General features: G+C 35.6%; 9 protein-coding genes and 1 pseudogene. 5 read left to right on the forward strand and 5 right to left on the reverse strand.

Annotation, left to right across the window (positions count from 1 at the left end; genetic code table 11):
* Positions 1-6: 6 nt before the first annotated feature.
* The 4 genes from FTT84_RS12255 to FTT84_RS12270 all read right to left on the reverse strand — a co-directional run bounded on the left by FTT84_RS12255 (position 7) and on the right by FTT84_RS12270 (position 7,901).
* Positions 7-3,189 (reverse strand): site-specific DNA-methyltransferase, encoded by a 3,183-nt coding sequence (locus tag FTT84_RS12255; protein WP_180081317.1) that lies wholly within the window; start codon positions 3,187-3,189, stop codon positions 7-9.
* A gap of 142 nt (positions 3,190-3,331) precedes the next feature.
* Positions 3,332-6,169, reverse strand: a complete 2,838-nt coding sequence (locus FTT84_RS12260; RefSeq protein ID WP_180081319.1) for an SNF2-related protein — start codon at positions 6,167-6,169, stop codon at positions 3,332-3,334.
* Positions 6,170-6,264: 95 nt separating this feature from the next.
* Complete coding sequence (locus FTT84_RS12265; RefSeq protein ID WP_180081321.1) at positions 6,265-7,308, reverse strand: HNH endonuclease; 1,044 nt, start codon at positions 7,306-7,308, stop codon at positions 6,265-6,267.
* 2 nt (positions 7,309-7,310) lie between these two features.
* Positions 7,311-7,901, reverse strand: a complete 591-nt coding sequence (locus FTT84_RS12270) for a bifunctional 2-polyprenyl-6-hydroxyphenol methylase/3-demethylubiquinol 3-O-methyltransferase UbiG (RefSeq protein WP_180081323.1) — start codon at positions 7,899-7,901, stop codon at positions 7,311-7,313.
* Between the two features lie 151 nt (positions 7,902-8,052).
* Between FTT84_RS12270 and FTT84_RS12275 the strand changes: the two genes are divergently transcribed.
* Together FTT84_RS12275 and FTT84_RS12280 are read left to right on the forward strand one after the other, a co-directional pair.
* Complete coding sequence (locus FTT84_RS12275; RefSeq protein WP_180081325.1) at positions 8,053-8,382, forward strand: DUF4236 domain-containing protein; 330 nt, start codon at positions 8,053-8,055, stop codon at positions 8,380-8,382.
* Positions 8,383-8,481: 99 nt separating this feature from the next.
* Positions 8,482-8,796, forward strand: a complete 315-nt coding sequence (locus tag FTT84_RS12280; RefSeq protein WP_096911306.1) for a hypothetical protein — start codon at positions 8,482-8,484, stop codon at positions 8,794-8,796.
* A gap of 69 nt (positions 8,797-8,865) precedes the next feature.
* Here the strand turns inward: FTT84_RS12280 and FTT84_RS12285 are convergent, their stop codons facing one another.
* Positions 8,866-9,129: a hypothetical protein gene (locus FTT84_RS12285; RefSeq protein ID WP_163121984.1), complete on the reverse strand. Its 264-nt coding sequence runs from the start codon at positions 9,127-9,129 to the stop codon at positions 8,866-8,868.
* A gap of 363 nt (positions 9,130-9,492) precedes the next feature.
* Between FTT84_RS12285 and FTT84_RS12290 the strand changes: the two genes are divergently transcribed.
* The 3 genes and pseudogenes from FTT84_RS12290 to FTT84_RS12300 form a co-directional block, all read left to right on the forward strand.
* Entirely contained in the window at positions 9,493-10,167 is a 675-nt protein-coding gene (locus FTT84_RS12290) for a hypothetical protein (RefSeq protein WP_004681107.1), read from the forward strand.
* A complete protein-coding gene (locus FTT84_RS12295) occupies positions 10,168-12,441 on the forward strand; it encodes a hypothetical protein (RefSeq protein ID WP_180081327.1) in 2,274 nt (757 codons plus the stop codon).
* A pseudogene (locus tag FTT84_RS12300) lies at positions 12,425-14,080 on the forward strand (site-specific integrase); the annotation flags it as partial. The gene FTT84_RS12295 and the pseudogene FTT84_RS12300, both read left to right, overlap by 17 nt.
* Between the last annotated feature and the right edge of the window lie 120 nt (positions 14,081-14,200).

Genomic DNA, 14,200 nt, shown 5'->3' on the forward strand with positions numbered 1-14,200 from the left:
AGTGCATTACTCCTCAAACATATTTTTTAAGAAGGTTTGTTCAATCGAACGAACTTTGAGTTGTTTTTCTTCACCCTCTTTGGTGGTGTATTTGCTTGCCACGTTGTGATCACCATTGATATAAATCAATTGGTACTCACCATCGTTTGGATTAATTTTAAGTTTTGAAAGTAATTGATCGAGCTCTGCATAGCCAATTTTGTCGCAATCACGCCACAGAACAGTGGTGTATTCACCAGTACGTAATTTACCTGTGATTTGCACATAGCCTTTATCTAACTGATAATCTACTTCTTGAACATTCAGTCCAATGAGATAATTAAAAGTTTCAACCAAATCAATATTTTTACGTTCAAATGCACCTGCGCTATCCGTAGTAATATTCATTTGATAGCTAAATGGCTTTAGGAAGTCTTTTACATTCAGTAATGAATCTTTGCTTTCAAGCTCAAGCATATAGTGCATGAGATAGTCACTATAGGCATTTTGATCTTCTGATTTGACTGAGGCTTGTTGCTCGGCTAAAAGTGTCTGTTGAGCACCTTTACGCACCAACTCTAAGTTATTGAGCGTATCTTCATAACTTTCGAGTTTCATCACTTTTAAGCAGTGGCTAATACCAGACTCAGGATTGGTTGGTTTGCCTTCTTTCCAGTCTGCTGAATACACCACTTTTTGAATACGTGGTTTAATGACTGTATCAAAATATTCACCTTGTTCCACAAGGATATATTTTCGATTTCCATTATCTTCACGGTTTAAAGCAATGGTTGCATGCGCTGTTGTACCCGAGCCTGCGAAATAATCCAAAACTAGAGATTTATTATCACTACCAATCGTTAATGCATCAATTACAGCAAATATACTTTTAGGATAGTCAAACAACTTATTATTAAATAAATTACCTAGAACTCTCGTACCTTTACTAGTAGCATCATATTTAGAGTTTGACCACAATGATTTTGGCTTAACTTTATTATCCACTCTATTTTTATTATAGATGGTGTTGTTTCTAAAAACCAACTCATCATCAAGTAGTCCTTTTTTACAACTTTCAATTCCCCATTTCCAACGATAAAAAATACCTTTACTATTTTTTGGAAGAATAAATTGATAGCCGTCAGCCTCGTATTTATTTTTTAATTGGTCAACAAATTCATCATTAAATTTATTTTCTTTGGGATCATAAATTTTCTTGTATTCATCTTCAGGTATAAGAGCTAGTTCCCCATCTTTATATAAGAACGGGAAAAACATATAAGGTCTATCTTCTCTTAAAGGCTCTGATCCAGTTCTAGTTAAAGGTAGTTCTCTGTACTTTCCATTTTTATCGACTAAAGGGTATTTCTGATCTAGACCATCCTCATCGATAGTAAAGTCATATGTTTTTACAGCCTCAATATTTTTAGCATACATGAGTAAATATTCATGTGTAGCAGAAATGTGATTCTGTGGAATACCTTTAGCATTATGTTCAATTGAAATACTAGAAATGAAATTACTTATTCCAAAATTTTGCTCTAAAAGTAAATTAAGATATCTATACTCTTGGTCATCAATCGCAACTTGCATCAAACCATCGCCAGCCAAATGAGATATCGAATTAGCAATACGGTTATCCATTAAACTTAGCCAGCTACTATGTTTGTAACCATTTTTATAAATAATCTCAGATGCTGAAGTATTATAGGGTGGATCAATATAAATACATTTCACTTTTTCCTTATACTTTTGCTTTAAAACATTGAGAGCTTGAAAATTATCACTGTTAATGATCAAACCATCAGTTTGAGCATCTAAATCATCAATTCGTTTTAAAAGCTCTGCCTTAAACTCTAAGCTAAATAATGATGTATCGACCATCAAAGCTTGGTATTGTTTTAAATAATCAACCGTTCCCCAACCTGCATCTGTTCCTTTAAAGCCTAAATCTTCCCATTGTTGCCACTGTGCTGTATTGCCTGCAATTTCAGTATATAAAGACTCATCTACTCGGTCTAAAGTAATGCAGTACTCAGCACTGACGACAAACTTTTTCTTTAGCCACAACTTTTTCTGAAAATCTTCAAGCGAAGCCAAGAAACTAATAATTTCTAAACCAATTTGACGCAAACATTTAATAATACTGAGCTGACGTTCAATCTGAATAAATTGATCGGTACTCACCACATCATCCAAATGCATTACTTCATTTTTAATATAAAAGTCAAGCTCATGACGTAGGAATTTACCTAAGTCTTTATGAATAAAATAATCTGCTGTATTTTTTTGCGTATAGGTACTCAAGTGCTTTTGCAGTACTGTACGCTTTGGTTCTTTTTCAGTTGGTGCAAGCTGTACTAAATCATTTAGCCAATCCGCAGTTAAAACTTCCGCACCCACAATTTTGTTATACGATTCAATATTTAATGTTTCTTGCTTTGAGCCTTTAGGCAAAGTTGCATATTCAAAAAGAATGGTCAGTTCATTATTTTGAATAGAGAATGGAACAATCGTTTCTTCAAACTCTTCACCGTCTTCATCTATACGAGTAAAGGTCTTTGGTTCTGTCACAATAATAAAGCGACGGTCTTTATCATTGTCTTTACGGTTTTCACGCGCTGTGTCTGCACTCACCAAACGGAATAAAACTGAACGCTCATCATTCAGTTTAAAACGATAGTTGCTAAACATCTCACCAGACTTGGTGTAGTACTGGTCTTTGTTTGCCCAGTGCAACATCACTTCCTCACCAGAGTAAGGAATAGCGTAGGTATCACCCTTATAACGACGTTGGCTAATGAAATCACCATCATCATAATAACGACTAAAGAACGTGAGCAAATGACTATACACTTGTGACTGATCTGTCATTTCATGTGCATCTGCTTGAGTTAAAGCAATGTATTTTTGACCTAATGCACTTTCTATTGCTTCAGCATCTATAAGCTCACCTTGCTCATTAAACGCACGTTTACCAAATTCTGCTTTCAGCTCAGCTTCTAATTCTTTTAAAACATTTTCATCAAGACTCGACTTTGCTTCGCCAAGGTATTGTTCAACTTTGGTTTTTAAACGCTTATCCAAAAACTCAGCAATTTCGGTACTACGTGCATTTAAAATGCGATAAACTCCAAAATCTAAATCAGGACGATTGATTTGAAAAATTTCTTTGAGTTTAGAAACAAGTGCAGAAAACTGAGTACTCATAAATATTTCCTATTTTTCAAAACCTTATGATAAATAGGTTCTGGTGAAGCGAATAAAATTGCTTAGGCAAAATTAACTGATAAGGATACTAGAAATCACTTTAAATATAAAAAAAAATCGTAGAAAAAAATAGCAATTGGTATTAAACCAACTGCCATCTCACTACAAATAAATTCTCGGCTTTGCTTGAGCGATGCAACCTTTGCTCTAGCGCATCAATCATTGCATCACGTTTATCTGCTATTTCATCCTCGACATCGAAAACCTGCTGTCGCATGCGTCGTTTTTCTTTTTCAGCTTTTTGTATTTCTTCCTGTAATCGTTTTTCAGTTTCAATATTAGGTGCTTTGCGAGACTCTCGTTTCAGACTAGATATTTTTAACTTTATATCTTCAAGCATTTTCTCCACGGCAAGCAAACTATCCTCAGCCCACTGTTCTAGCTTATCCCGTTCCTTTTTGAAAAACTCATCATTCAGCTCCAAAGCATGGTTTAATGTAACTTGATACTGCTTATCAATATTTGCCTGAAATATTTCAGGAATCTGCTCCACCACATCAGACAATACTGTTGCATTGACTTGGAGCAAACGCTCACATAAGTCCACATCTAAAACCCTACCATCATCAGTCATTGCTGTGATCACAATATGCTCTTCTTCTTGAAAAGAATCCAAACTCAAGACAGTAATAGATAGCCAACCCTGTTGCCCTTTTAACCCCTCCAGCAGAGTTACTTTTTGACCATATTGGCTATAATCAAACTGAATGAATTGTTTTGGTGTTTGTAAACCTTTAGCACTATCCAACACAAACTCACCCAACGGATGAGTTAAACGATAAATAAAAGTATTTTCAGGAATCCGCTCACCTTTGCGTATAAGCTGATATTTACCTGAAGGTGCTGTTAATATAGGTGACTTAGTTAAATCAAAACTTAGATTATGGTCATGAAATTGAGCGAACTTTTCCAGAATAAATTTTGTAGATAGCCAAAACAAACGACTAATTTTATCTAGCTGTAGTTCAGCTCGTTCTTTTTGTACTTTTAGCAAGTCATGAATATCTGCATCAAAATGCTCAAGTAACAGCTCTTGCGTCCTTTTCATTTTATCGTTGATTTGCTCTTCTAGCTCATCTCTTAATTGCTTAAAGCTTTGTTCTATTTCTTCTGAACTACGACACTGATCATAGATTTCAGAAATCCGTTTTTCAAAATTTATACCACTTTCAACTGTTCCTAAAATGTCATTAGAGGCACCAAAGACACCATCAAACAACTGAAATTTATCTTTAAGCAACTCCAAAACTCGCTGATCTGCTTCATTCCTTTCATTTAAGAAATTAACGACAACAACATCAAATTCTTGTCCATAACGATGGCAACGGCCTATTCGTTGTTCCACACGTTGCGGATTCCATGGTAAATCATAGTTAATGACCAAGGAGCAAAATTGTAAATTCACACCTTCTGCTGCTGCTTCTGTCGCAATTAGTATTTCCGCCTCATTCTTAAAAAAATCGATTAAAGCGGTGCGCCGATCAATTGCTGGTGAGCCTGTAACATGTTGAGTCCCTAAATATTTGCCCAACCACTTTTGATAAATACCTGTATTCGTTGCAGATGTATTACTTCCATTAAATCCTATTACTTTTCCGTTGTATCCTCGCGCTTCCAAGAATGCGATTAAGTATTCCTGAGTACGTTTAGATTCAGTAAAAATAACAGCCTTTCGTTTCGCTCCCATTTCAAACATACGAGCAAAGCCTTGCTCAATGGCTGAAAGCAAAGCAAAAGTTTTACTATCATCTTTAATTTTATAAGCCTGCTGTATATACCGTTCAATTTCAGCTATTTCAGATTTAATTAAACTAACATCTATTTGTCCTTGACCTGCTTCCTCATCAAACTCATCTAGCAACTCTTCATCCATATCCTCATCAACAATAAAATTACTGAGCCAATCTTCATCTAGACTCTGCTGTTCAAGCAATTTTTTCAGTCGCTGTTGAATAGCTTCTAAAGTTGCAATGACAGCAGGAGTCGAGGATGCCAAAAGTTTTCTTAAAACAATTGAAATTAAATGTTTTTGTTGTTGTGGAAATGCATAGCTGACATCTCGCTGCAAATACTCACTGATTGAATCATATAAGCTTTGTTCATGATCACTAGGCTTAAAGGGAACTGTTAAAGCATGACGATTGGTGTAAGGAACATATTCCAAAACATCTTTACGCAAAGTCCTTTGCATAAATTGTTGGATTCTTTTTTTTAACGATTGAATATCACCATCAACCACATATCTAGAACGAAATGCTTTCTCATCACCAAATAAGTGCTCATCTATAATCGTACTTAAACCATAAAGCTCCATTAAAGTGTTCTGCAACGGTGTCGCGGTTAATAACAACTTTTTCTTGCCTATCAATGAGCGTTTAAGACTATTCCCAATTTTGTTACTTGAGCGATGAGCATTCCGTAATTTATGTGCTTCATCAATGACAACTAAATCCCACGGAATTTGTGCCAAGGCATATTCCATTCGATTTGCAAAAGGATATGAAATTATAGAAATCTTGCCATTTTTAAATGGATCATAAACACCATCTTTACGTGCCATATTCCAAGTTTTCAAATCTAAAACTTGCGTAGGTAGGTTAAATTTATCTTGTAATTCTTGCGCCCATTGTTTTCGTAAAGATGCAGGACAAATAATTAATAAATTTCGACGTCTTTCAGCCCAATACTGACATAGCACCAAAGCTGCCTCGATTGTTTTCCCTAATCCCACTTCATCAGCAAGAATGACACCTTTACTTAAAGGATTATTTAAAGCAAAAAGTGCAGCTTCAATTTGGTGAGGATTTACATCGACCTGAGCATCAAACAACGACTGCGACAAACGATCAATATCTGATGCCGAGCGTTTTTTTGTAATTTCCCATGCAAAATATTTTATTTGGTGGTTAGTATAAGTCATTATTTAAATATTGTTAAAAACTAGTATCTGATTTTGAATATAAGTGTTTACAGGTTTTCTTCAATAGCTAAATGTTATTTTTACTATAAAATAGCTTATAAACAGCTCAAGATTTTTTTTGCATTCCCCCCCAACCAAACCAAATATTCATTCTCAATCGCTTGTTGATAGGCCCAATCCGCTACCCGATGCGAACGCTGTATATCGGTTAAAAAACCAAGTTGAGAAATCTCTTGAGTGATCAATCGATCATGTAAATGATTACGTTCTAACCATTGATTCAAGAAGTCTTTTGAAGCCAAGTAATTACTTTTTTGTGAATTACATTTGTCATCTGCTAGCACAAAATTATGACCCGTATCTGCTGGGTACAGCGACCATGGGATAAAATGATCTACTGCGTATTTATTGTTTTTAAGGCTTTTCCCACAATAAAAACACTGACATTCTTGCAAATCTAAGAGAAAGTTCGCAACTTGCCCCAATTGGCTACGGTTGGGAGCAAACATAAATTCATCTAGATCAGGTAGACCATCTAGGACAACAAGATTTTGTTTGTTCAATCGAACGAAATCAATCCAGCATTTCTGACACAACTCTTCAATAATTTCACTGAACTGCCTTAAGCAATACATCACTTTTGGTAACAATTGCAGAAACTTTTGTGAATCATTCAAGCAGTAGAGAAATTCAAAAGTTTGCCCATTCAGATTTTGCAAGTAGACTACAGGCATTCTTTTTACTGTATCAGCCACTGATTTTCTCAGTTTTAACCAAAAAGTTGCATCCCTTCTTGCAGCGGCGATTGTTTTATATTGCTGCTGTGCTATTTGGATTTCACTGATGATCTTTGCTTGCTTACCTGTACTTTGTTGAATGGTAAAAGGTTCGTACTGGTTGAATTGAAATGGCAATGACTGTTTCCAATAAAGATCAATAAACTTTTCAGCAATATCCAAATAATCCAAATGCAGAACCGCACCAGTATCTTTCCCCTGCTCAATCGCAAGTCTTGTAATACTAATCAGCAAGGCAAACTTATATGTCGAAGTAAAAGTCCCAGAATGCAATATCTGCTGAATATGCTTCAAAAATTTCAGCTGCTCGTTGGGTGTTGGTATGTCAGCTGTACTGAACATATCTAAGCCTGCTCTTTTTTAATCAGGATATTGATCCACTCTTCTGTACGGTCTGAACGTTTATCTACAGTAATCCATTGCTGTAACAGTAAAGCCTGATCTATTTGTTTGAGTAAGTCGTAAGCTTGCTGCTCATTCAAGTCAGTAAAGCTACGCCCTTCTTTCTCACGGTCTGTATTGCCATATTTAAAAGACATGTAACACACACCATTTGGCTTTAATGCTTTAAATAAGCGCCCCAACACTTCAGTCAGGCGATCTCTTTCACAGTGTAAAAGAGAAGCACAGGCCCAAATACCATCATACTTAGCTACTTCATTCAGCTCGTAAAAACTTTGCTGACGTACATTGATGCCTGTCAGTTCTCTCGCCTTTTCAACCAGCTCGGCAGAATAATCAATTGCCTCAACTTGATAGCCTTTTTTCTTAAATGCCAAAGTGTCCCGCCCCGAGCCACAGCCCAAATCCAGGATCAATGCCTGTTCCGGCAAATATCTTAGAAATGGTGCGTAAAGACTTGCCATTTCAACCTGATAGGTATTTTCAAAAAATGCTTGAGCATGCTGATTGTAATAATTTGATGTTTGATTCATTGCCTAAAAGCCAATATCTTATGTTGAAGAACATACTGATATTTCACTAGATAAGTCAAATGATCAGTCCTATGAATGAATCAAACTTTTATTTCACTGTATCCGGACAACTGAGATAGAAACCAAACTGGTTCTTGTAAATGGAAAAAATATGGGCTTCAAATTTCGCAAGAGTATTAAAATATTACCTGGATTAAAAATCAATCTGACGCATAAAGGCATTAGTAGCGCGAGCATTGGCAAACCTGGTGCTTCTTTAAATATTGGCAAAAAAGGCACCCGAACCAGCGTTGGTATTCCAGGCACAGGCCTATCCTATTCCAAGCACCAACCCTATAAGAACAGAGCTGGCAACCAAGAGAATCCTGCTCAGGAACAACAACCACTCTATACATCACATACTGAGAAACCCAAATCGAATGTCTGGATTTGGGTAATTTTTGGATTATTTTGTTTTATTGTCGGGGCAATTATTTTTTAAATTTAGCCATTCTTTGTACCCCATAATCTCCACTGCTAGGCAAAATTTAATTCATTCATTACTATGGAAGGATGTTAAATACAATAAAGGTTACCGCTGATGTCTGATCATGACAGTACTCTGGATTATGATGAAAATGATTTAATCGACTCTCCCTTATCTCAAGTTTTACAAGAGGATAATGAGCAAATTGAAATTCTAATTTATCGATTACCTGATAGTGACTGGACACTGGAAGTGGTGAACCAAAGTGGTACTTCTACGGTATGGGATGAAACATTCCCGTCAGATCAGGAAGCTCTATCTGTCGCTTTAGATGGAATTAAAGCCGCAGGCGGTATTCAAGCATTTTCCGAACTCAGTGACCTCGAAGCAAAGAAAAATATTTTTCCTGAATCCCTTACTCGCCATTAAAAATGAAGCTGCTGGCGTGGATCTGAATCAGTGTTTTCTGGATTCTTAGAACCTATCGCGATGATAGGTTCACTTCAACCCAAACCCATCTAGGGTTGAAGGGTCAAAGTTTTCATCAAACATAAACTCATCTGCTCGCTCTTTCTTTAATGTCGCAAGTGCATAAAAAAAACATTTCTCACATAACTGCAATTCATATCTTTCCCCGTCATGCTTAGAACCATAGCCCCAATGCGCAGATAAAGTTCCAAATTCCAATTTCGTTGATTGGTTGCATACATCACATACAATATCTGTAAGGACTTCTACCTGTTTCAGTTGTTTAATTTCCATATACGGCTCCCGATATCAATCAAATTAAATTTGTCTACATAATTATCAAAAATTGATTCCTGTTTGGTTTTAATTACCATTAAAAAAGATCAAATTTGAGCATTGTTATTGTAATAATCAACTGTACTCATCCCTACTGTATTCATTGTAATCTGCTATGTGAACATCATAATAGAAACATGTTATTTTTTGCCAATTCACAAATATAGCTAACTAATAGTGAGTATCCTATCGAGTAGGAAATTTTGAAACCTTCAATAATAAAAAAACTTTAAAATCAAGAAAAAAATGATGCTTCCTGCCATATTCAAAAACTCTAAATATACGTGAATATTGCTGTATTATTTTTATTCAATAGCACACATGGATCTGACATCTGAACTACTTTTGAAGTTTCCAGCAACACAGATAAGTACTCTAAAAAATTTCAAAAAAAGCAGAATCACAATTCATCCACAAGCGTATGGTTTCAACTTATGCTACTTAAATATGTTTAAAAATCTCACTGCAGATTTAGATATTTCTAATCGCATAAAAGAACTCCATGTGTGGAAAACTTCAGAATTTGATGGCTACTCCATTTTCAATAATATTCACTTATATCTTAGCTATTTAAAGCAAGATATTAATGAAGTCACTTTAATTATTCACAATCAACAATCTTTTTCAGATGATGAGTTAGCATTTCTGATGGAGTTATGCAGTCGTGAATTTATTCAATTCATCAAATCTACAAAATTTGACATTAAGCCTTTGAACCCACGAAAAACATTGCACTTGATTAATACACATCTTTCACGTCAAACACTATTAACTCTTAACAAAGAATCATCTTTGAAGCCACACCATCAAATGAGCCTAGAGTTACTTGCACACTTGCTTTCATGCTCTCGAAACCAACTCAATCAGCGGATGAAAAAGATCAAGCAAGAACGTACACAGATTTTTAATGAATTATCATTACACAGCAGATGTGTAAAAGATCTCTTAGATCACTCAAATAGCGATCTGAGTGCAGAAAAAATTTGGAGATCTTAAATGTCTAATGATCTAAACGAACATTTTGATTTACCAATGATTTCAATTAAAAGAACAATTGAAAAATTGTTCGGTGATGAGCAATTTGAACGTGCACAACATATCAACTTTGTGATTGAACTATTGTCTTCTCAACAGACTGACAACTATCTAGATGGTCTCAATCTCGATTGCTTTGACATCGATGTAGAATTTCAGTCAAATCTGCCCAAACCTTCAGTAATCTCTTTTTCTAAAAAAGTTAAGATCAGTGATCTACCGATTACTTCATATGTCAATTCAATTTCGCAATTATCTGAATCGCAGACGCATGCAAAAAATTGGAATATTCTAGTTTTAAAAGCAGCAATTTATTTAATTGCTCTTCCTGAGCTCAAGCCAGATCTTTTTAAACAAGCGCACGCCGAACACTTCAATACAGTAAAGCGCTTATTCCAACGTTTTAGAACTGCAAATAAAAATTTAGATACTGAAAAAAAATATCATAATACAGAAGAATATAAACGCCTCTGGAATGTCTATCTTAAAGATCTAACGCTGAGCTTAGAGCAATTTATTCAACATCTGATCACATTAGATACGGATGAATTGCCTGAGTTTGATCGCAATCTACTCAATGATATTCGCATTACTTTTAACTATGTTTTAAAAAACAAAGCGAAGATTGCACGTGCCAGTATCGATACACAGCTTCAATATCAGTTTCTTGATGAAGAACAATTCATTGAAGAAAGTATCGAAATAAAAAAAGGGGCCTCGCCTAAGGCACTGAGTATAGAAACGTTAATTGATGAGCCGCTTCATCGGCAAATTGTTGTCAATCCAACTGACGTCACACCACTCGCAGCACATTCAGAAACAAGTCAAAATTATATTCTACCGCTTGTTGCAAAACATATTCAACGCAAAGAACATTTACTTACGTCGAGTAGTTTTTTCCCGAACCCATCTAGTATGAACCATCTACTGAAAAGACTTCATGTGGACTACTCTGAACATCAAAATAAAAGTGCTCTGATCTTGATGCTCGCATTTTTAACAGGCAACAGTGTGAATGAGTGGCTATATATACAAAGCAAGCGAGCTAAAAAGTTAAATAACCGCCAAAAATTGATCTATAAAAATGATCAGTTCTTCTTAAACAGTCACTTTAATGTATTTGAGAACCGCAATTTTGAGTATTCAGACAACTTGCTCAATCAGACGATCTATTTAGACATTCCAATCCCGAATCTATTCATTGAGGATCTGCGCAAAATGGATTCGGTTAGTTTCGATGATATACAGCAATATTTACGCAAATTAAGACAAGAATTATTGATTCCAAAACTGTCTGTCGTAAAGGTGAGTTCTCTACTGCATCATACGGTTCTTGCAAAAACAGGGAATAAACAACTCGCAGATTTAATCACAGGGATTGATGCCAATCAGTCATCATCTGTTTCTTATTGTCATCAGAATATTCCACGATTACATGCACAATATATTGATATTCTAAAATCACTTTGTGCAGATGTAGCAAGCACATATGAAAGTTGTGTACCTTCGCTCCCTGATTCAATAACTCATTTTGGTAGTCGTAAAGCTCCAAAACCACAGGTCATTACAGAGATTTTTGCTGTATTGAAGTTTAATATTTTTTCACAAGCTGAAGACGATCTGATTGCTATATACAACCACTACAACATATGGATGTGGCATATCCTCCTTCTTTTTACAGCAGCACGCCCCGTTGCTGAATTCCCTGGATTTCTTAAAAACTTTAATTTAAAACGCCAAATTTTGATGGTTTCTGACAAAGAAGTAGGCGGCCGCAATGGATTCGGACGTCTAATCCCACTTTGTTCATTTTTAGTTGAAGAGATAAAAAAATTCCTTAAATTTTTAGAATATTTTTCGACTCAAATCATGATGAGTCATCCAGCTTTAAGTGATGTTATACAACAAATAGAAGCAAGTAAGCTGCCCTTTTTGGGAATCATCCAAGATGATGAGTGGAAACCACTAAGTCCTTCTACAGTCAAAAATTTCCATCCTGAATTAGGACTTGATCATGCAAATTGGCATCGCCATACAGCTCGTGCATTTTTGACTCATAAAATTACCGAACCTGAGATTTTAGCTCTCTTTGGACATGAGCTCATGCAACAAGAAGCAGCACATCCATTTTCCAGTTTATCGCTCTCTCAATTTTCTAAAATTGCAGATGTTTTAGAGCAAATGAAAACATATTTTAAAATTACAGGTGTTGAAGCTCATGTCATCACGCAATAAAAAAATCTCAGAAAAACGCTATGCTGAAGACAGACGTCAATTCAAACGAGATGAGTCTAAAAAGGACATACGAGCTGATGCAGAACAAGAGCTCCGACAATACTTTGATGAACAAAAATTCTCAAATGAAGACTTAATTCAAGCTTATCCTGCAATTTATGAGTTTATTAAACGTAAAGCACCGAATCTTGCCTGGAAAAAATATGCTCATGAATTCTTCCGAACATATATCAAAGACCTCAATAAAAGTAATAACCTAGACCTCCCACTACCTTATCTCACCTTTGAGATGAAACGCGATGAACCAATTTTCACCCTAGATTGGATCCAAGCCGGTCATGAAATTGACATCATCCTCGAAAAACTGTGGCACTACTGGATTCTCGCTCAAGATAGCTCGACGTTTTCTGATGAAGAAATTATTGCGAATATTCTGCTTTGCTCAATGCTATATGGTGGACTAAGTCAAACAGCAACATTAAATGCATTACTTGAACATTTAAAGAATCCCATAAAAATCCAAAAAATTTGCGATTTAAATATCATCTTTTTAGAGCCACTTTCTCCAAGCTATGGCGATCTATTTGCCGATGAAAAAACAATTCGAAAATCGCGTAATTTTGTTCCAGATCAACTCACACGACTTTGGCTCATTCACTTCAATACAAGGCAAATTCGTGACATCAGTGTAGACGTGAATGCGTATCTGCACCTCATTTTTCAAAAAATAAAACATCCATACACCAACAAGACTTTTAAGTTTTTACGTGAATACGCCAATTTTAATTGGCTACAACTGCAGAATGCAGATGTTGATCCTGCCCTTTCACAATGTTTGTTAGAAAACACACTCACGTGTGGTTTATCAGAACATGAGTTTGAAAACTTTGCATTCCCAAAATTTAAAACTCAATTAAGTGATGAAATCGAACGAAATGTCTCTTCTGCAACCAAGCCTTTACCTGATCTAAATACCTCTGAAGCGGTAGAGAATGTGATATTTATTCATAAAAACTTGCTGAAAATGATTCGCACATCTTCAACGGAACAACCTATTGCTGAACTCATTATTGATTTTTGCCTGCGTCACCAAGGGCAGTTTAATGAGTTTTCTAAACGTATTATTTTGTGGCTCATCAGTCTCTATCGACCAAGTTCAGAGCAAATAAAAAAATTATCAGCCACCTTTGATTTTGATACAACTCAGTACACGAAGGCATTTCAAGACAATCAAAAACTCGCAGATAGTTCAATCTATACATATTACACCCGGATCGCAGAACCGTTTTTAACTCATGCCTTACAATACTTCGATGCCGACGATGACATTAATGATCTGCTGAACAAAATCTATCAACAAATCATTAGCAATACACGACTTGCTGATGAAGCAGATCAACCTGAGTTTAAAAAATCTAAAGACCAAACAATCCGCATGTTGAAACGCTTTCACACCTTTCAACAAATTGTTTTTCAAGCAGAAGATTTCGAACTTGAATTTATTGCATCGCAAAGTCGACCACGGGCACGCATCATAGGTCACACAGCCTTCCAGGTCATATTAAAGAAGTTAAATCAGCTCTTACATGACCAATCCATCTCAGACCATCACTATAAATTATTAAAAATCATCTCTGTACACGACAAATTTCATAGGATCCTTGTCCTATCAGGCTTTTTCTTTCTTAAAATTGCTAGCACTTTCTTAAATTCTTCTTTTTTTCCAAAACCAATCAAACGTAGAATAGCCATTTGAACA

This window comes from Acinetobacter sp. YH01019, from assembly GCF_013420285.1.
GTDB classification, from domain to species: Bacteria; Pseudomonadota; Gammaproteobacteria; order Pseudomonadales; family Moraxellaceae; genus Acinetobacter; species Acinetobacter gandensis.

What these genes read in the sequence shown, in the direction of transcription:
- FTT84_RS12295 (WP_180081327.1), top strand. Translation starts at nt 10,168, where the DNA reads ATGTCTAATGATCTAAACGAACATTTTGATTTACCAATGATTTCAATT.
- FTT84_RS12260 (WP_180081319.1), bottom strand. Translation starts at nt 6,169, where the DNA reads ATGACTTATACTAACCACCAAATAAAATATTTTGCATGGGAAATTACA.
- FTT84_RS12280 (WP_096911306.1), top strand. Translation starts at nt 8,482, where the DNA reads ATGTCTGATCATGACAGTACTCTGGATTATGATGAAAATGATTTAATC.
- FTT84_RS12270 (WP_180081323.1), bottom strand. Translation starts at nt 7,901, where the DNA reads ATGAATCAAACATCAAATTATTACAATCAGCATGCTCAAGCATTTTTT.
- FTT84_RS12285 (WP_163121984.1), bottom strand. Translation starts at nt 9,129, where the DNA reads ATGGAAATTAAACAACTGAAACAGGTAGAAGTCCTTACAGATATTGTA.
- FTT84_RS12290 (WP_004681107.1), top strand. Translation starts at nt 9,493, where the DNA reads ATGGATCTGACATCTGAACTACTTTTGAAGTTTCCAGCAACACAGATA.
- FTT84_RS12265 (WP_180081321.1), bottom strand. Translation starts at nt 7,308, where the DNA reads ATGTTCAGTACAGCTGACATACCAACACCCAACGAGCAGCTGAAATTT.
- FTT84_RS12275 (WP_180081325.1), top strand. Translation starts at nt 8,053, where the DNA reads ATGGGCTTCAAATTTCGCAAGAGTATTAAAATATTACCTGGATTAAAA.
- FTT84_RS12255 (WP_180081317.1), bottom strand. Translation starts at nt 3,189, where the DNA reads ATGAGTACTCAGTTTTCTGCACTTGTTTCTAAACTCAAAGAAATTTTT.